At 66.8% G+C, this 17884-nt stretch carries 13 protein-coding genes; 1 reads left to right on the top strand and 12 read right to left on the bottom strand.

What is annotated here, in order from left to right; genetic code table 11:
* Positions 1-54 precede the first annotated feature (54 nt).
* The 11 genes from VIM54_RS09195 to VIM54_RS09145 form a co-directional block, all read right to left on the bottom strand.
* A complete protein-coding gene (locus tag VIM54_RS09195) occupies positions 55-1158 on the bottom strand; it encodes a sugar-binding protein (RefSeq protein WP_331900736.1) in 1104 nt (367 codons plus the stop codon).
* 78 nt (positions 1159-1236) lie between these two features.
* A complete protein-coding gene (gene mmsB / locus VIM54_RS09190) occupies positions 1237-2571 on the bottom strand; it encodes a multiple monosaccharide ABC transporter permease (protein ID WP_331900734.1) in 1335 nt (444 codons plus the stop codon).
* Positions 2568-4094, bottom strand: coding sequence for a multiple monosaccharide ABC transporter ATP-binding protein (gene mmsA, locus VIM54_RS09185; RefSeq protein WP_331900793.1), 1527 nt, complete (start codon positions 4092-4094; stop codon positions 2568-2570). Before mmsA ends, mmsB begins: the two co-directional genes overlap by 4 nt.
* Before the next feature lie 199 nt (positions 4095-4293).
* Positions 4294-5484 carry an ROK family transcriptional regulator gene (locus VIM54_RS09180; RefSeq protein ID WP_331900733.1) on the bottom strand — a complete coding sequence of 397 codons (1191 nt, stop codon included), beginning with the start codon at positions 5482-5484 and terminating at the stop codon, positions 4294-4296.
* A gap of 87 nt (positions 5485-5571) precedes the next feature.
* The gene (locus tag VIM54_RS09175; RefSeq protein WP_331900731.1) at positions 5572-6585 is read right to left on the bottom strand and encodes a LacI family DNA-binding transcriptional regulator; all 1014 of its coding nucleotides are present in this window, start codon (positions 6583-6585) and stop codon (positions 5572-5574) included.
* A 110-nt stretch (positions 6586-6695) separates the two neighbouring features.
* Complete coding sequence (locus VIM54_RS09170) at positions 6696-7598, bottom strand: cyclase family protein (protein ID WP_331900729.1); 903 nt, start codon at positions 7596-7598, stop codon at positions 6696-6698.
* Positions 7595-8872, bottom strand: coding sequence for an APC family permease (locus VIM54_RS09165; protein WP_331900728.1), 1278 nt, complete (start codon positions 8870-8872; stop codon positions 7595-7597). Before VIM54_RS09165 ends, VIM54_RS09170 begins: the two co-directional genes overlap by 4 nt.
* A 249-nt stretch (positions 8873-9121) precedes the next feature.
* Positions 9122-11191, bottom strand: a complete 2070-nt coding sequence (locus VIM54_RS09160) for a glycosyltransferase family 39 protein (RefSeq protein ID WP_331900726.1) — start codon at positions 11189-11191, stop codon at positions 9122-9124.
* Positions 11188-12498: a bifunctional glycosyltransferase family 2/GtrA family protein gene (locus tag VIM54_RS09155; RefSeq protein WP_331900724.1), complete on the bottom strand. Its 1311-nt coding sequence runs from the start codon at positions 12496-12498 to the stop codon at positions 11188-11190. Before VIM54_RS09155 ends, VIM54_RS09160 begins: the two co-directional genes overlap by 4 nt.
* Positions 12499-12615: 117 nt before the next feature.
* Positions 12616-13773: a cystathionine gamma-synthase gene (locus VIM54_RS09150; protein WP_331900722.1), complete on the bottom strand. Its 1158-nt coding sequence runs from the start codon at positions 13771-13773 to the stop codon at positions 12616-12618.
* Positions 13774-13804: 31 nt separating this feature from the next.
* The gene (locus tag VIM54_RS09145) at positions 13805-15169 is read right to left on the bottom strand and encodes a cystathionine beta-synthase (protein WP_331900721.1); all 1365 of its coding nucleotides are present in this window, start codon (positions 15167-15169) and stop codon (positions 13805-13807) included.
* Positions 15170-15370: 201 nt separating this feature from the next.
* Here VIM54_RS09145 and VIM54_RS09140 point away from each other — a divergent pair, with 201 nt between their 5' ends.
* Entirely contained in the window at positions 15371-15841 is a 471-nt protein-coding gene (locus tag VIM54_RS09140) for a potassium channel family protein (protein ID WP_331900720.1), read from the top strand.
* Here the strand turns inward: VIM54_RS09140 and VIM54_RS09135 are convergent, their stop codons facing one another.
* A complete protein-coding gene (locus VIM54_RS09135) occupies positions 15842-17722 on the bottom strand; it encodes an ABC transporter ATP-binding protein (protein ID WP_414673201.1) in 1881 nt (626 codons plus the stop codon).
* Positions 17723-17884: the final 162 nt, after the last annotated feature.

The following is a 17884-nucleotide window of genomic DNA, read 5'->3' as shown; positions in this document are numbered from 1 at the left end:
GAGTTCGGCCCCCGCGGAACCCGTGGGGGCCGAACCGTGATCATCGAACCGTGACTACTTGGTCAGCGCCTCGAGTGACGGGGTGTTCTTGTACGACTCAGCGGCGTTGTCCTTCGTGACGAGCTCCGGCGGGAGCAGGTAGGTGGGAACTACCTTGACGCCATTGTTGTAGTCCGTCGAGTTGGTCGAAGGCGTCTTGCCGGCGGCAAGGTCCTTGATCATCGCGATGGTCTGGGCAACGAGCTTCGTCGTGTCCTTGTTGATCGTGGAGTACTGGACTCCAGTCATGATCAGCGGGATCGAGGCGGCCTCGGAGTCCTGACCGGTGATGACAGGCTGAACCGGCTTGTCCTTGCCCGCCGCGTGAATCGACGTGATGATGGCGCGAGCCAGCGTGTCGTTCGGGGAGAGAACGCCGTTCAGAACGGTGCCCGTGTAGTTCGCCGCGAGGAGGGTGTCCATGCGGGTCTGGGCGTTCTGGGCGAGCCATCCGGCGGTCGCCGTCTGCTTGATGTCGGTCTGGCCGGAGACGACCTTGAGGGTTCCATCGTCGATCTTCGGCTGCAGTACCTTCATCGCACCCTTGAAGAACACGGGAGCGTTGGCGTCATCCGACGAGCCGGAGAACAGCTCGATGTTGTACGTCTTCGCGTCCGGGAAGCGAGCCTTCATGCCATCCAGAAGTGCCTGGCCCTGGAGCTCACCGACCTTCTCGTTGTCGTACGCCACGTAGTAGTCGACATCCTTCGTATTCAGGATGAGGCGGTCGTACGCGATGATGGCGGCGCCGGCGCTGTGAGCGGCGCTGACCTGCGAACCGAGCTGCGAGCCGTCCTTGGCACCGATGACGATGGCCTTGGCACCCTTGGTCGTCATCGACGTGATCTGGTTCTGCTGCTCGGACACCGTGTTGGTGGCGGGCGCGTACTGCACGTCCGCCTTGAACCCGGCCTTGGCGATGCCCTCCTCGAAGAGCTTTCCGGCGAGAACCCAGTTCTCCGAAGTCTTGTCCGGAAGGGCGACGCCGATGGTGGACCCGGCCTTGAATCCGGCAGCAGCGCCGGAGGAGCTGGTGGTCGTGCCACGGCTCGAGCAGCCCGAGAGGGCCATCAGGGCGACCCCGGCGATTGCCACGGTCGTGATTGCGAACTTACGCATGTGTTGCCTCTTTCTGTTGTCTGTTGGTGCAGTGGAAAGACTGGGGGCAACGGGCGCCCCCAGGGGCTACGCGAGTGATCAGTTCGGCGTAGTGGACTTGGGGCGGGCGGTTTCTTCTGCACGATCGGTGGGAAGAACGCGCGGTGTTTCGAGATCCTCGCTGACCCGGCGGGCACGAGTGAACCGGCCGATGATCGACGGTCGTCCCTGCTTCTTGCTGTAGACGTCGATGCCGACGGCGAGGAGCAGCACGAGGCCCTTGATGATCTGAACGCGGTCGATCCCGACCCCGAGCAGCTGAAGACCGTTGTTGAGCACGGCGATCACGAAACCACCGACGATCGAGCCGACGATGGTGCCGATGCCGCCGGAGACTGCTGCACCACCGATGAAGACTGCCGCGATGGCGTCGAGCTCCCAGCCGACTCCGTCGCCGGGGCCGGAGGCGACGGACCGGCCGACCGCGATCATTCCGGCCAGCGAGGCGAGGATCGACATGTTCATCATCACCAGGAAGTTGATGCGCCTGATGTTGACGCCCGAGAGCTCCGCGGCGTGCCAGTTGCCACCGACCGCGTAGATGTGCCGACCGAAGGTGGTGTTGCGGGTGATGAACGAGTACAGCAGCACGAGCACGCCGAGGATGATGCCGGAGACCGGGTAGCTCGTTCCCGGGCGGCCCGTCGCGAACAGGTAGGTCGCGTAGAGAACCACGGCCTCGAGAATGACGACCTTGACGACGCTCACCCACAGGGGTGCGCTCTCCGATCCCATCTTGCCCTGGGTTCGACGAGCCCGGATCTCCTGCCACACCACGGCAACCGCGATGAGCAGGCCGAGGAGGAGCGTGCCGTTGCTATACCCGAACTGCGGCCCGAAGTCTGGAATAAACCCGTTGCCGATGATGGCGAAGGAGTCGGGGACGGGGATGCTCTGCGAGTTGCCGACGAACTGGTTGCCGCCGCGGAAGATGAGCATGCCCGCGAGGGTCACGATGAATGCCGGCACGCCGATGTAGGCCACCCAGAAGCCCTGCCACATTCCGATCAGCGTTCCCACGACCAGGCCGAAGAGGATCGCCAGCAGGGGCGGGAAGTGCCAGCTCTGCATCGAAATGGCCACGATGATGCCGGTGAAGGCGGCGATAGATCCGACCGACAGGTCGATGTGGCCGGCGATGATCACCATCACCATGCCGATCGCGAGGATGAGCACGTACGCGTTTTGGTTGACCAGGTTGATGAGGTTGATCGGGTCGAGCGTGAGCCCACCGGTGAGAACCTGGAACAGGATGATGATCACGATGAGGGCGCCGAGGATGCCGACCTGGCGAGTACTGGACCCGCTGCCGAACATCTTGGTCAGGTCACGGATGCCGCCCGACTTCTTCGGGGCTTCTGTCGTAGCGCTCATGGCTGGGTAACTTTCTTCTTCGAGGAGGTCATGCTTCTCATGAGGGTTTCTGGGTCGGCTTCGGACGCCGGGATGTTATTGGTGATGGCGCCTTCGAAGATCGTGTAGATGCGGTCGGAGACGCCGAGAAGCTCCGGCAACTCCGAGGAGATCATGATCACTCCCTTGCCCTGTGCAGCAAGGTCACGGATGATCCCGTAGATCTCCGTCTTGGCACCGACGTCGATGCCGCGGGTCGGCTCGTCGAGGATGAGCAGGTCGGGATCGGTGAACATCCACTTCGCCAGCACAACCTTCTGCTGGTTGCCTCCCGAGAGCTTGTTGACGCCCTCCTGCACGGTCGGCGTCTTGATCCTGAGGCTCTTGCGATACTCCTCGGCGATGTTGTGCTCTTTCACCTTGTCGATCACCTGACCACGCGAGATCTTGGAGAGCTTGGCCGAGACCACCGACTCCTTGATGTCGTCGAGAAGGTTGAGCCCCAGTGCCTTGCGGTCCTCGCTCACGTAGGCGATACCGTTGTCGATCGCCTCCGAGACATTGCGCAGCTGGATCTCCTTGCCGTTCATGAACATCTGGCCGGAAATGAAGTTGCCGTACGAACGACCGAAGATGCTCATCGCGAGCTCCGTGCGACCGGCGCCCATGAGACCGGCGAATCCGACGACCTCACCATGGCGCACGGTGAAGCTCGAGTTCTTGACCACCATGCGCTCGGCGGTGAGGGGGTGCTGCACCGTCCAGTTCCTCACCTCGAAGAAGACCTCGCCGATCTTCGAGTTGCGGTCGGGGAAGCGGTTCTCCAGAGTGCGCCCCACCATGCCGCGGATGATGCGGTCCTCGTTGACCCCATCGGCCTTGATGTTGAGCGTCTCGATCGACTTGCCATCGCGAATGATCGTGATCTCGTCGGAGATCTGCTCGATCTCGTTGAGCTTGTGGGAGATCATGATCGAGGCGATTCCGCGCCCCTTGAGGCCGAGGATCAGGTCGAGGAGGTGCTGCGAGTCCGCCTCGTTGAGGGCGGCGGTCGGCTCGTCGAGGATGAGGAGCTTCACCGACTTGTTGAGGGCCTTGGCGATCTCCACGAGCTGCTGCTTGCCGACACCGAGGTTCTTGATCTGGGTGTCAGGATCGTCGGCGAGGCCGACGCGCGCGAGCAGTTCGATCGCGGTCCTCTTCGCCTCGACCCAGTTGATGGTGCCGAAGCGGCCGCGCGGCTCGTTACCGAGGAAGATGTTCTCGGTGATCGAAAGCTCGGGGATGAGTGCGAGCTCCTGGTGGATGATCACGATGCCGGCCGCTTCACTTGACTTGATGTCTTTGAAGCGACACTCGACGCCCTGGAAAATGATGTCGCCGTCGTAGGTGCCATACGGATAGACACCGGACAGAACCTTCATGAGGGTGGACTTGCCGGCCCCATTCTCCCCGCAGATCGAGTGGATCTCGCCGGCCTGAACCGTGAGGGACACCCGGTCGAGCGCCTTGACACCCGGGAATTCCTTGGTGATCGAACGCATCTCGAGAATGATCGGCTCAGTAGTCAATGCCGGGCCTCCGCGCCATTGAGCGGCGGGATGTGTACGTTCACACGTGCGGCGAGCGCATCTGGTTTCACGTAGGACTCCCTCGTCGTCAGGGCTGAATTTGCCCGCTAACAGACTAAACCCCGAGAACGGTCTTGTCGTCAAGTTGTGAACACAACAAGTCAGTAACGACTCAGTTTTGGCGCAATCCGGGCTGTTGGAGCACGAGCGAGGCCGCACCGAGCGCCTCTGCCCGGTCGCCGAGCGCGGACATCACGATCGTCGTCGCCCCTCCGACGCTCGGCACGGCGTGACGGCGGAGGCCGCGCTCGATCGGCCTCAGGAGTATCTCGCCCAGGCCGGCGAGCGGGCCTCCGATGACGATCACTTGCGGGTTGATCAGGTTGGCGATGCTCGCGAGCGCCCGGCCGATGGCGACTCCCGCGTCATCCAGCACCCGGAGGGTTGCGGAGTCGCCGGCGAGCGCGTTGCGCACGATATCGGCCGTGGTCACCGTCACGGCGCCCCCGCGGCTGAGCAGCTGCATCATCACGGATGTGGAGGCGACGGTCTCGAGGCAACCGCGATTGCCACAGTGGCAGGCCATCCCGTTGTCGGTGATGGTCTCGTGCCCGATCTCGCCGGTGATGCCGAGACTGCCGTAATATGGCCGCCCGTTGAGGATGAGGCCGGCGCCGATACCGCTCCCGATCTTGACGAAGGCGAGGTTATCGACGGAGTTGTGCGGGCCCCAGGTGACCTCGGCGAGGGCGCCCAGATTGGCGTCGTTGTCGAAAACTACCGGGAAGTGCAGGCGTTTCTGGAGGTCTGGCAGGTGGATTCCCACCCACTCGGGCAGGATGGCGCCCTGCACGACGGTGTTGGTTCGCCGGTTGATGGGGCCGGGGATGCCGACGCCGACGCCCAGCACCGACGAGGGGGCGATGCCGTGCCGCTCGAGCATTCCGGCCAGAAGTTCGGCGGCGCGGTCGATTCCCTCCTCCGCCCTGTGGCCGGGCGGCAGCTCCACGTACTCCTCGTCGACGACGACGTGGCCGAGCGTGACGATCACGATCCTGAGGTGACGACGGCCGAAGTCGATCCCCACCGCGACCGCGCCATTGCTGATGAGGCGCACGAGAAGGGCGCGGCGCCCGGAACTCGTGGTGGGCTCCGTCGCCACGATCCCGGAGTGGGCCATCATCTTGACGATGTTGGAGACGGTCGCGGTGGACAGGCCGGTCTGCCTGGCGAGCTCGGCCTGGGTAGACGGACCGCTGCCGAGGAGGGCGTCGACGATGCGCTTCTGATTGAGTTCGCGCAGAGCCGTCTGGGACCCGGGGTTGCGGGCGACCCTGGAAACCGGATGCGGGGATGCAGGCATTCCTCGAGAGTGCAGCATCGACGGGTTGTCGTCAAGAAGTTAACGCAACTTCGAAATCAAAATGTGACCGCTAACATCATCTCGAGCCTAAATTCGGGGCGGAGCGGTCGATTTTCGAACGATGAGCTCGGGCCGAACCTGCTCGTGGCTCGACTCCACCTCGCCCCTCAATTCGGCCAGGAGCATCGCGACCGAACGGCGACCGATTTCGGCAAAATCCTGGCGCACCGTCGTGAGCGGCGGCCAGTAATGTGCCGCCTCCGGAATGTCATCGAAGCCGATCACGCTCACGTCCCCCGGCACGTCGAGCCCGGCGTCGCGGAAAGCGTGGATCAGGCCGAGGGCCATCTGGTCGTTGGCCGCGAACACCGCGGTAAAGTCCCGATAGCGCAAGAGTTCGCGGCCCACGTGGTGCCCGAAGTCCGCTGTCCAGTCGCCGAGGATCGGAGGGTGGGTCGTGAGGTTGGCGTCGTCGACCTCGCGGAGGAAGCCGGTCATCCTCGCCTCGGCCTCGATCCAGTCCTGGGGGCCCGAGAGGTGCACGATCTCGCGATGCCCGAGGTCGATGAGGTGGCGGGTGGCCATCCGCGCCCCGGCGATCTGGTCCACCGAGAGGCTGCGGTGATCGTCCCGCCGAGTGGAGTCGAGGGTCACGAGCGGCACGCTGATGTCGAGTTGCCGGATGGCGTCGAACACGCGAACCTGCGGAGCGATCACCACGAGCCCCTCGACGGCCTGGCGCATCAGGTGCTCGAGCCTGTCCACGATCGCCGCATGATCGCTCGTGGCGAGACTCGTGGTGCTGATCAGGTAGCCGGCCTCGCGCGCGGCCTCTTCGATTGCGTGCAGGCTCGTGGTCGGACCGTAGTGGGCGGTCTGCGAAGTGAGAACACCGAGCGTACGCGTGCGACTCGTCACGAGCGCCCGAGCCGCCTGGTTCGGGCGATAGCCGACCTGCGCGATCACCTCAAGCACCCGTTGCTTGGTCGTGTCCTTGATGCTTTCCGAGTTGTTGAGCACCCGGGAGACCGTCTGGTACGACACGCCGGCGAGGCGAGCCACGTCCCGGATGTTCGGGGCGCGAACCTTGTCTGGTTCCATGGGGTGATGTCCGGCTTCGTCGACGTGTGATGTGTACGGTCACATTTCACGTACAACGAAAACCATTATGGCCCACGCGGGCCGGGCCCCGAGAGCGGCTCAGCGCCGGTTCATGGCACGCGCGCGAACACGCGCACGGGGAAGGTGCCGAACCCCTCGACCTTCGGGGGCACCGCGGTGACGGTGCCGCCCGAGGCTGGAAGTGCCGCGAGGTTGGTGAGGTGTTCGACGACGTGCACGCCGGAGCCGAGCAGCGTGGTGTGCGCCGGCCGCTCGCCCCCGCTCTCGGTGTCGTCGATGTTGAGCGAGTCGATCCCCACCAGTGTGACCCCGGCATCGGTCAGGTAGCGCGCGCCCTCACCGGTGAGGAATGGCGCGCCGGTGGCGTACTCCGGCAACCCAAAGAGTGCGCTCCAGCCGGTGTGCAGCAGAACCGCCTTGCCGGCGAGGTCGCGGTCGAGGAACACCTCGGCGGGAATGCCTCGCTGTGATACATCCTGCAAATGGAATATTTCAGCGGGCTGGTCGACCAGGGTCGCGAGGTCAAGGTCGGCGAGGTCGGCGCCGCCCTCGAATCGATGGAACGGGCTGTCGAGGTAGGTGCCGGTGTTGCCGATCATTGTGATGATGTCCATGGCGAACTGGGTGCCCGGCGCGTACTTGCCGACCGACTGCTCCCGCGTGAGATGCGGGGAAATGACGGGGGCCGGCAGGCCGGGATAGGTGACGAGCCCGCTGCGGATGGTGTGGCTCAGGTCCACCAGCCGCCCGGGCCGTGTGGCCGGTGGGGACTCGATACCGCGGGTGCCGCGGTGCTGCTCCTCCACAATCGTGAGGTCCGAGACGGTCACCCTCGAGACCAGGGCGAGGCCCAGATGGCGCACGAACAGCCGGGCGACATCCGCCTCGGTGACGTCCGGGGTCGGGAGATCGATCCTGAAGCCCTCGGCGCTGAGACCGCCGCCGTTGGCAAACTCGACTCGCGCGTCGAAGTGGGCGCGGAACTCGGTCATGATCGTCTCCTTGTGGCAAGTCCGACCACGATGGCCGCAACGGCGAGAATACCCGGGATGAGGAGGTGGCTGCCGGCGAGCACGAGCAGGCCGAGCACGAGCACGCAGGAGACGACGGCGAGCCACCAGCCGGCGGACCACCGCTCGAGGAGCCTCACCGCGGCCGCCATGCCGAGGGCGTAGACCGCCACCATGCAGCTGGTGTGGATGAGGATGAACGGCTGCAGCGACAGGCCGCTCACCACGAGCGCGGCGAGATAGACGAAGGCGAGCCCTGCGACGACGGCGAGGCTGCGCCGGGGAATGCCGCCGGATTCCACGCCCCTGGCGAGCCACCCGGGCAGGTCGCCGTCGCGGCCGAGTGACGCGCCGAGTTTGGCGAACGCGCCAAGATAGGTGTTGAGCACCCCGAGCGACACGACGGCGGCGACGATAGCGACGAAGGCGGGGCCGAAGCCGGGCGCGGTCCTCGCGACGAGGTCGAGCAGCGGCACCGGGCCGGTGCCGGCCGCACTCCCGAGCACGGCGACGGTCACCGCCTGAAGGGCGAGGTACGCCGCGCCCACCGCGGCGATCGCGATCGCGGTGGCGAGCGGGATGGTGCGGCGGGGGTTGCGGAACTCCCCGGCGATGTGGGTGACCGCCTCCCAGCCGGCGAACGCCCAGACGAAGAGGCTGATGGCGGCGCCCACACCCGACCAGCCGTGCGGCAGGAACGGAGTGAAGTTCTGCGATCTCGAGGCTGGGGCCGACACCGCCACGACGCCGATCACGATCGCGACGAGTGCGCCGGTGAGCACGAGCTGCACCGCTCCCGAGACTCGCAGCCCGAACAGGTTGGACACGAGTGGGGGAATCAGGATCAGGACGGCCCCCACGACGACGGCCCAGCGCGGGCCACCGAAGATCGCCACGACGTAGGAGGCGCCGAGCACCGCCACGACCGGGGACCCGACACAGACACCGAAAAAGAAGAAGTAGCCCGCCATCCGCGCCGGCGTCCTGCCGAGGGCAAGGCGAACGAAGGTTGCCACGCCCCCGGCATCCGGGTATCTGGCCGCGAGCGCCGCGAAGGTGCCGGCGAGCGGGATCGACAGCAACAGCACGGCGAGCACCGCCACGATGGACGCCGGCCCGGCGGTGCTCGCCGCGAGGGACGGGAGCACGAGGATGCCCGTGCCGAGCACCGCGGCGATGTAGAGCGCCGACCCCTGAAGCAGTCCGACCGTGCCGGGGTGCGGCAGGTCGGTGCGCTTGGTCGCTTCTGCCGTCATGAGTCCATCGTCATGAGTCCATCGTCATGAGTCCTCCGTCATGAGCCCATAGTCTCAGGGGCAGCATCGAAACGGCCAGCGAGAAACAGACACCGTGCCACGACTTTCCGCCCGTGCAGGGCGCCTCCCGACAGGACTGTGCCCGTTCGACAGGGCTGTGCCCGTTCGACAGGACTGTGCCCGCTCGACACGATTGCACCACCTCGAGGGGGAACAGTCGCGACGAACGGGCACGGTCGCTCGGGTTGATCAGCCGACCGGTGCCGTGAGGTCGTAGATCGTCACTCCGTCGACGGTCTTCGCGGTGAAGGTGGCCGCCACCCATAACGCGATCTCGGACGACGCCGACGAGCCCTCGCTCGATCGGCCCACGGATCCGGAACCGACGAAGTAATGGATCTCACCCGCGCTCACGAGGGCCTTGAACTTCGCGAGGGTCGGCGACGGATCACTGCCGTTGAATCCCCCGATTGCCATCACCGGGAAACCGGAGGCCAGCTGGTAGCTCGCCGCGTTGTTGGAGCCCACCGCCGCGGCGACCCAGGTGTACTCGGCCGCGTTCGAATCGAGCGCCGCCACCACCGTCGAACTCGCGCTGGCCCCGCCGAGCAGGCCGCCCATGCCGCCACCCGCTTCACCGAACGAACGAGCCCCGCCTGCCGCCTGGCCGGTCGGCTGTTGACCGAGCTGGCCCGCCGGCGGAGTTCCGGTCGGCAGAGTGCCGGTCGGAGGAGTCCCGCCCGCAGCACTCTGTCCGTCGCCCGGCTGGCCCATGCCGCCGGGGCGTCCGCCGCCGAACCCGCTGCCGCTCACCGTCGGCCCGGCCGTCACGATCGAACCGGTGTGGGCGGTCGACACGGTCTCGAGGCTGTAGGCCGCCGGGGCGATCAGGGTGCTCACCAGGGTGACCACCAGGGTGACTTCGGCCAGTGCACGACCGCGACGCGGCAGAAGCAGAAGCACGGCAGCCGCGAGTCCCATCACGAGCACGAGCCACTTGAGCCAGGGCAACCAGTTCGTGGCTTCGCTGAGGAGGGAGAAGGCCCAGATCACCGTGAGCGCCACCGTTGCGGCGGAGACGATCCTGGCCCAGAGCTCGGCACGCCTCGACCACACGAGCGAGGCGCCGATGGCCACCACCGCTGCGATCGGCGGCGCGAGGGCGACCGTGTAGTAGGCGTGGAAGATGCCGGCCATGAAGCTGAACGCGAGGGCGGTAACGACGAACCAGCCGCCGAAGAGGGCCAGCACCGCGCGCCGGGGATCCACCCGCGGCGTCTTCCAGAGCAGAACGAAGCCCACCACCATCACGACGAGCGCGGCGGGCAGGAGCCAGGTGATCTGGCCGCCGATCTCGCCCTCGAAGAGCCGAAGGATGCCCGTGGACCCCCACATTCCGGCGCCGGTGCCGGTGCCCCCGCCACCAACGCTGCCCGTCTCGTTGCCGGTGAGCCGACCGAAACCGTTGTAGCCGAAGGTGAGCTCGAGAAAGCTGTTGGACTGCGATCCGCCGATGTACGGTCGCATGCTCGCCGGAACGAGTTCGACGATCGCGACCCACCAGCCGGCCGAGACGATGAGCGTGCCGAGGGCCGCGAACAGATGGCCCAGCCTCGCGCGGAGCACGACAGGCGCGGTCCACAGGTACACGCCGGCAAGCACCGGAAGGATGAGGAACGCCTGCAGTTGCTTCGTGAGAAAACCGAAGCCGATCATCGCCCCGGCCCACATCACCCAGCGGATCTTCCCGCTCTCGATCCCGCGGAGTGTGAAGTAGGTGGCGAGGGTCATCAGCAGCACGAGCAGGGCATCCGGGTTGTTGAACCGGAACATCAGGGCGGCGACCGGGGTGATCGCGAGGGCCGCCCCCGCGAGCAGTGCCGTGCGGGAGGAGAAGTGGCGCCGCACCGTCGCGTAGACGAGTCCGACGGTCACCACTCCCATGATCGCCTCGGGCAGCAGGATGCTGAACGAGCTCAGCCCGAACAGCCGCGCCGAGAGCGCCATGAGCCACAGGCTCGCCGGCGGCTTGTCGACGGTGATGGAGTTGGCGGCATCCGACGATCCGTAGAGGAAGGCCTCCCAGTTGACGGATCCGGCCTGCGCGGCCGCGGAGTAGAACGAGTTGGCCCAGCCGCTCGCGGAGAGGTTCCAGAGGTAGAGCACCGCGGTCGCCAGGAGAAGGCCGATGAGCGCCGACCGCTCCCAGACCGCCGTGTCTGCCCGGCCGCGGATAAGCCGTCGAAGGGCCGCCGCGGCGGCCTCCGCGGGGCGCCGGTGCGGGCGCTCGGAGGTGGTCGTGGTGGTGGATGCGGTCATGAGCTCGTCACTTTCTGGTTGAGGCGGGTGGGGGAAAAGGCCGATGGGTCGACTGTGGGAATGGATGGCGCGGTGGGGACGGATGGCGCGGTGGGGACGGATGGCGCGGTGGGTGTGGCCGCCCGCCGCTGCCCGCGGAACACCCATACCCGCAGGAGCACGAACCGGAGCAGCGTGGCGACAAGGTTCGCGAGGGTGAGAATGATGAGCTCGGCCCGGGCGCCGGAGTCCGGGCGCAGCGCGTGCAACAACACGAGAGAGCCGCTCGTCACCAGCCACGACAGCCCGAACACGACCAGCCCCTGGAGCTGGTGCCTCGCCGCGCCGGCCCTGCCCCGCACGCCGAACGTGAACCGCCGGTTGGCCGCCGTGTTGGCGATCGTCGTCAGCAGGAGCGCGAGGAAGTTCGCCGCCTGGGCGGGCATCCCGAACTGCACGATGCAATACAGCAGCGCGAAGGCACCGGTCGAGACCACGCCGACCGCGCCGAATCTCACGACCTGGCCGAAGAAGCTCGGTGGCCGTGGCGAGTCGAACGGCCGGCGACCAAGCTCGGCGTAGATCGTCTCCACCGGCACCCGGCCGGTCATGATCGATCGCCCCACCCGGAACATGCCCCTGAGGTCGTCCCGCGCCGTCGAGACGACGTCGACCGAACTGTGCGGGTCGTCGATCCAATCCACCGGGACTTCGTGGATGCGCAGCCCGGATCGCTCGGCGATGATGAGCAGCTCGGTGTCGAAGAACCAACCGTCGTCCTCGACGAGCGGAATCAGTTGCTGGGCCACCTCGCGTCGCAGAGCCTTGAAACCGCACTGGGCATCGCTGAATCGCACGGCCATCGTGCCCCGCAGCAGCAGGTTGTAGCAGCGCGACACGAACTCCCGCTTGGCCCCGCGCACCACCCGGGAATCGCGGGAGAGCCTCGTGCCGATCGCGACATCCGAGTGACCGGACAGCAGCGGGGCGACGAGCGGGGGCAGGGCAGTCAGGTCGGTGGAGAGATCGACGTCCAGGTAGGCGACCACCTCGGCCGGGGAGTCGAGCCACACACTCTTGAGCGCCCGGCCCCTGCCCTTCTCGGCGAGGTGCACGGCGACCACGTTCGGCAGTTCGGTGACCAGCCGGTCCGCGATCGCCGCGGTGTCGTCGGTGCTCGCGTTGTCGGCGATCGTGATGCGCCAGGCGAAGTCGACCTCGGCGGCCAGGTAGGCGTGCAGGGTTCGAACACCGCGTTCGAGGGAGTCCTGCTCGTTGTAGACGGGAACCGCCACGTCGAGTGCGATGGAGTCAGAGGAGTGGGCCATGACCTCACTCTTGGCGGCCCGCCTCGGTTTTCACTTTGGCGGCCCACAGCCGCGCATATGCAAAGGATATGAGGTTGCTGTGCGCCGGCGGATGCGGGCGTCGCCCCGCGAGAGGGCTCAGGCGGTGGCGCGGTCCAACGCGGCAAGCACGTCGCCCACGAGGTCGTCGACCCCTTCGATGCCCACCGACAGCCGCACGATGTTATCGGCCACCTCGAGGGACGTGCCCTTGACCGATGCGTGGGTCATCTCCGAGGGGTACCCGATCAGCGACTCGACGCCGCCGAGGGATTCCGCGAGTTGGAACAGCTCGGTCGATTCGGCGAACCGGCGCGCGACGGCAGCTCCGCCGGTGAGGGCGAGCGAGATCATCCCGCCGAAGCCGCGCATCTGGCGGGCCGCGAGCTCGTGTCCCGGGTGGTCGGGCAGGCCCGGGTAGTACACGCGCCCGACCGCGGCATGCCCCACGAGCGCCTCCGCGATGGCCTGGGCGTTCGAGGAGTGGCGCTCCACGCGCACCGCCAGGGTCTTGATTCCGCGCACCGTGAGCCAGGCATCCATCGGCCCGGAGACCGGCCCGACCGCGAACTGCAGGAAGCGCACCTTCTCGGCCAGCTCGTCGTCGTTGATCACCACGGCGCCGCCGAGCACGTCGGAGTGGCCGCCGAGGTACTTCGTCGTCGAGTGGGTGACGACGTCCGCCCCGAACGCGAGCGGGTTCTGCAGGTAGGGGGACGCGAACGTGTTGTCGACGACCACGAGGACTCCGGCCGCGTGACCGATCTCCACGAGGGCGGCGATGTCGCTGATCTTCATCAGGGGGTTGCTCGGCGTCTCGAGCCAGAGCACCTTCGTCGCCGGCATCATCGCCGCGCGCACGGCGTCGAGGTCGGTCATCTCGACGGAGTCGAGGTGCACACCCCATGGCACGAACACGCGATTGACGAGACGGTGCGTGCCGCCGTAGACGTCGTTGCCCATCACGACGTGGTCGCCTGGGCGCAGGATCGCGCGCAGCAGCGTGTCTTCCCCGGCGAGACCGGAGGCGAAGCTGAAACCGTGGGCGCCGCCCTCGAGGTTCGCGATCAGCGTCTCGAGCGAGGTGCGCGTGGGGTTGCCACCGCGCGCGTATTCGTAGCCGTTTCGGAAGCCGCCGATGCCGTCCTGCACGAAGGTGGAGGTCTGATAGATCGGCGGGATCACCGAGCCCGTGGTCGGGTCGAACTCCTGGCCGACGTGGATGGCGCGGGTGGAGAAATCGAGCGGTTCTGGCACTGGGTTCTTTTCTGGGGGAGGAACGAGTTGGTCAGTCGGAGAGGAAGGTGAGCAGGTCGTGCCGGGTGACCACCGCCACCGGCTTTCCGTCCTCGGTGACGAGCAGGGCATCCGCCTTGCCGAACGCCGAACGGGCCGCGCTCACCGATTCGTGCACACCGATCAAACCGAGCGGGGCACCGATAAATTTCCCGACCGGGTCGGTCATCTGCGCGTCGCCGCTGAACACCTGCTCGAGCAGCGATCGTTCTTCGATCGCGCCCACCACCTCGCCGATCACGACGGGGGGTTCGGCGGACAGCACCGGCAGTTGCGAAACGCCGTACTGGGTCATGATCTGGATGGCGTCGCGAACCGTGTCTGACGGGTGCACGTGCACGAGAGCCGGCAGCGATCCGGTCTTGTGACTCACGACGTCCGCGACCGTCTTCTCGTCCGAGACCTGGGTGAAGCCGTACGACTGCATCCACTTCTCGCTGAACACCTTGTTGAGGTAGCCGCGTCCTCCGTCGGGAAGCAGGATCACCATGATCGCCTCGGCGGGAAGGTCGCGTGCCGCCTTGAGCGCCGACGCCACCGCCATGCCGCTCGATCCGCCGACCAGAAGTCCCTCCTCGCGCGCCAGCCGCCGAGTCATGTCGAAGGACTCGGCGTCGGAGGAGGCGATGATCCGGTCCACGACCGAGCCGTCGTATGCCTCGGGCCAGAAGTCCTCACCGACGCCCTCGACGAGGTAGGGACGCCCGGTGCCGCCGGAATAGACGGACCCCTCCGGGTCGGCTCCGATGATTGTGACGGCGCCGCCCGAGACCTCCTTGAGGTACTTCCCGACCCCGCTGATGGTGCCGCCGGTTCCCACGCCGGCGACGAAGTGGGTGACTCGGCCGTCGGTGTCCCGCCAGATCTCCGGACCGGTCGTCTCGTAATGGCTGAGTGGACCGTTGAGGTTCGAGTACTGGTTGGGCTTGAACGCCCCGGGGATCTCCCGCGCGAGACGATCGGACACCGAGTAGTACGACTCCGGGCTGTCCGGCGCCACGGCGGTCGGCGTGACGACGACCTCGGCGCCGTAGGCGAGCAGCACGTTGCGCTTCTCCTCGCCCACCTTGTCCGGCAGCACGAAGACGCAGCGATAGCCGCGCTGCTGGGCCACGAGCGCGAGACCGATGCCCGTGTTGCCGGAGGTCGGCTCCACAATGGTGCCGCCCGGCTTCAGCTTGCCCTCCCGTTCGGCCGCGTCGATGATGCGTGTGGCGATGCGGTCTTTGGACGAGCCACCGGGGTTGAGGTATTCCACCTTCACCAGCACCGTCGCCGCGATCCCCGCCGTGACGACGTTGAGCTTGACGAGGGGGGTGTTTCCGACGAGGTCGATGACGCTGTTTGCGTACTTCATGGTTCGGCCAATCTACCAGCGGCGTTCGGCCGGTTACTCGTCGGGGCGTGCGGCTTCCGCGCGGGCGCCGAAAGCGACACAATCGCTCAACAGCACGTGGGGAGCGCAGATGACCGACGACGATGGCCGCATCCGCCCGACGGCGCATGAGCGCCTCGATCGCGTTCGCGTCGCCGGCTGCTCGGCCTGACCGTGCTGAGGATGGCCCTCTCGTCGGCGGCGCTCCTCGCCGTCTACTACCTGTTGCCGATCGGAGCGCTCCACGGCCTCACGACGATTCTCTTCTTCATCGCCGGCTGCGTGGTCGTCTTCGTCGTGCTCGGGTGGGAGACCAGAACGATCGTGGTCGCCGACTATCCGCGGCTGCGGGCGGTCGAGGCCGTGGGAGTCGCCTTCCTGCTGCTCATCATCGTGTTCTCCTCGGTGTACTTCGCCATGTCCGACGCCGACCCCGGGGCCTTCACCGAGCCCCTGACGAGGTCGGACGGCCTGTACTTCGCCATCACCGTGCTCTCCACCGTCGACTTCGGCGACATCGCCCCGACCACGGACGCCGCCCGGCTCGTGGCCTCGGTGCAGATGCTGCTCGACCTCGCGCTCCTCGGAGTGGTGGTTCGGCTCATCGTCGGTGCGGTGCGGGAGGGGGTCCGCCGGCAGCGCGACGCGGGCTAGCTAGGCTCCCGCCGACGACACCTGTTCGCGGTAGAGGCTCGCATAGACGCCGCCCGCTGCGGCCAGTTCCGCGTGGGTGCCGCGCTCCACGATGCGTCCGCCATCGACGACAAAGATGACGTCGGCCGAGACGATCGTCGAGAGGCGGTGGGCGATCGCGATCGTGGTGCGGCCGGCCGAGGCGGTGTCTAGGGCATCCTGCACAACGCGCTCGGAGATCGAGTCCAGCGAACTCGTCGCCTCATCGAGGATCAGCACGCGCGGATCCTTCAGCAGCACACGGGCGATCGCGATGCGCTGCTTCTCTCCCCCACTCAGTCGATAGCCGCGCTCCCCCACGACGGTGTCATAGCCGTCCGGGAACGACACGATCGTGTCGTGGATGTTTGCGGCGCCCGCCGCGCGCACCAGCTCCTCGTCGCTCGCGCCGGGCTTGGCGTACCGCAGGTTCTCGGCGATCGTCGCGTGGAAGAGGTAGGTCTCCTGGCTCACGATGCCGATGTTGGCGACGAGGGACTCCTGCTCGAGCTCCCGCACGTCGTCCCCGGCGAAGAGGATGCGTCCCCTCGTCACGTCGTGGAAGCGCGGAATCAGGTAGGAGACAGTGGTCTTGCCGGCGCCGGACGGCCCGACGAAGGCGGCAAACTGACCGGGTTCGATGTCGAACGAGACGCCCTTGAGCGTCGGCGCGGCATCGGGTCCGGAATCCGGGTAGGCGAACTGCACGTCGTCGAACTCGATCCGCCCCAGCTTCGCCGTGTTCGCCGGGTGGGCGTTGGGGGCGTCCGCGATCGCCGGCCGGAGGTCGAGGTACTCGAAGATGCGCGCGAACAGGGCCTGCGAGGTCTGCAGGTCGAGGGCCACGCGCATCAGGCCGAGGAGGGGCCACATGAGCCGCGCCTGCACCGTCGTGAAGGCGACGATCGTGCCGGCCGTCACCGGCACGTCGCCGAGGATCAGCCACGCCGCGCAAATGTAGATCACCGCCGGGATGATCGCGAGGAAGATCTGCACCGTGGCGAAGAACCACTGGCCGCTCATCTGCTCCCGTACCTGGAGGCCGATCTGGTTGTCATTCTCCGTGGAGTACCGCCCGACCTCGGTGCCCTGCTGGTTGAAACTCTTGGCCAGCAGGATGCCGGAGACCGACAGCGTCTCCTGGGTGATCGCGGTCATGTCACTGAGCGACTCCTGCGTCTTGGTCGCGATCTTGGCGCGGACGCGGCCCACCCGACGCTGGGCGAAGACCAGGATCGGCATGAGGATCACGGCCACGATGGTGAGCTGCCACGAGAGCACGAGCATCGACACGAACGCGGCGATCACGGTGACGGTGTTGCCGAGCACGCTCGAGACGGTATTGGTGAGAACGCTGGCGACGCCGCCCACGTCGTTCTGCAAGCGTGACTGGATGATGCCGGTCTTGGTTCGGGTGAAGAACGCGAGTTCCATCTTCTGGAGGTGGCCGAACAGTCGCACCCGCAGCGCGCCCATGACCCGGTTGCCGACGGTGGCCGTGAGGAACGTCTGCCATACCCCCAGCGCCGCGGATGCGACGTAGATGAGCACCATGAGACCGACGATTTCGATCAGCACCGGGAAGTCGGGGCGTCCGCTTGCGGGGAAGAGTCCGAAATCGAACGCACGCTTGGTGAGAAGCGGCGGCAGCACGGTGAGGGCTGCGCCAATCACGACGAGCACTGCCGTGATCGCGAGGGAGCGGCGGTGCGGCGCGAAGAGTTGCACGATGCGCGCGAGCAGGTCGGGGATGCGCGGCGCCTCCGCGTTGGCCTCGCGCTGGGCATCCGCGTCTCCACCGCTGATGCGCGTGCGCTGCTTTCCCATGCGGCCGACTTGGCTGCCACCGTGCATTCCACTCATCCCCTCACTGTACGCAGGGGAGGCGACAGGCCGGCCGCGATTCGCGGCGGGCGGAATCCGCCCGACTCCGTGGGATGCCGCGCGGCGGCGGGAGACACGCGCGGCGGCGGGAGATGCGGCACCAGGCGGCGGGTTAACAGGCTCACGGCGGGAGTGGTGACT

This window comes from Lacisediminihabitans sp., assembly GCF_036569425.1.
Classification (GTDB): domain Bacteria; phylum Actinomycetota; class Actinomycetes; order Actinomycetales; family Microbacteriaceae; genus Lacisediminihabitans.
The sequence above is the reverse complement of the archived record's forward strand: the minus strand, read 5'-3'. Positions and strand labels throughout refer to the sequence as shown.

Excerpts from the sequence above, each read along its gene's own strand:
- VIM54_RS09195 (WP_331900736.1), bottom strand. The coding sequence starts at position 1,158 with ATGCGTAAGTTCGCAATCACGACCGTGGCAATCGCCGGGGTCGCCCTG.
- mmsB (WP_331900734.1), bottom strand. The coding sequence starts at position 2,571 with ATGAGCGCTACGACAGAAGCCCCGAAGAAGTCGGGCGGCATCCGTGAC.
- VIM54_RS09180 (WP_331900733.1), bottom strand. The coding sequence starts at position 5,484 with ATGCCTGCATCCCCGCATCCGGTTTCCAGGGTCGCCCGCAACCCCGGG.
- VIM54_RS09160 (WP_331900726.1), bottom strand. The coding sequence starts at position 11,191 with ATGACCGCATCCACCACCACGACCACCTCCGAGCGCCCGCACCGGCGC.
- VIM54_RS09155 (WP_331900724.1), bottom strand. The coding sequence starts at position 12,498 with ATGGCCCACTCCTCTGACTCCATCGCACTCGACGTGGCGGTTCCCGTC.
- VIM54_RS09175 (WP_331900731.1), bottom strand. The coding sequence starts at position 6,585 with ATGGAACCAGACAAGGTTCGCGCCCCGAACATCCGGGACGTGGCTCGC.
- VIM54_RS09165 (WP_331900728.1), bottom strand. The coding sequence starts at position 8,872 with ATGACGGCAGAAGCGACCAAGCGCACCGACCTGCCGCACCCCGGCACG.
- VIM54_RS09135 (WP_414673201.1), bottom strand. The coding sequence starts at position 17,722 with ATGAGTGGAATGCACGGTGGCAGCCAAGTCGGCCGCATGGGAAAGCAG.
- VIM54_RS09140 (WP_331900720.1), top strand. The coding sequence starts at position 15,371 with ATGGCCCTCTCGTCGGCGGCGCTCCTCGCCGTCTACTACCTGTTGCCG.
- VIM54_RS09145 (WP_331900721.1), bottom strand. The coding sequence starts at position 15,169 with ATGAAGTACGCAAACAGCGTCATCGACCTCGTCGGAAACACCCCCCTC.
- mmsA (WP_331900793.1), bottom strand. The coding sequence starts at position 4,094 with ATGCGTTCGATCACCAAGGAATTCCCGGGTGTCAAGGCGCTCGACCGG.
- VIM54_RS09170 (WP_331900729.1), bottom strand. The coding sequence starts at position 7,598 with ATGACCGAGTTCCGCGCCCACTTCGACGCGCGAGTCGAGTTTGCCAAC.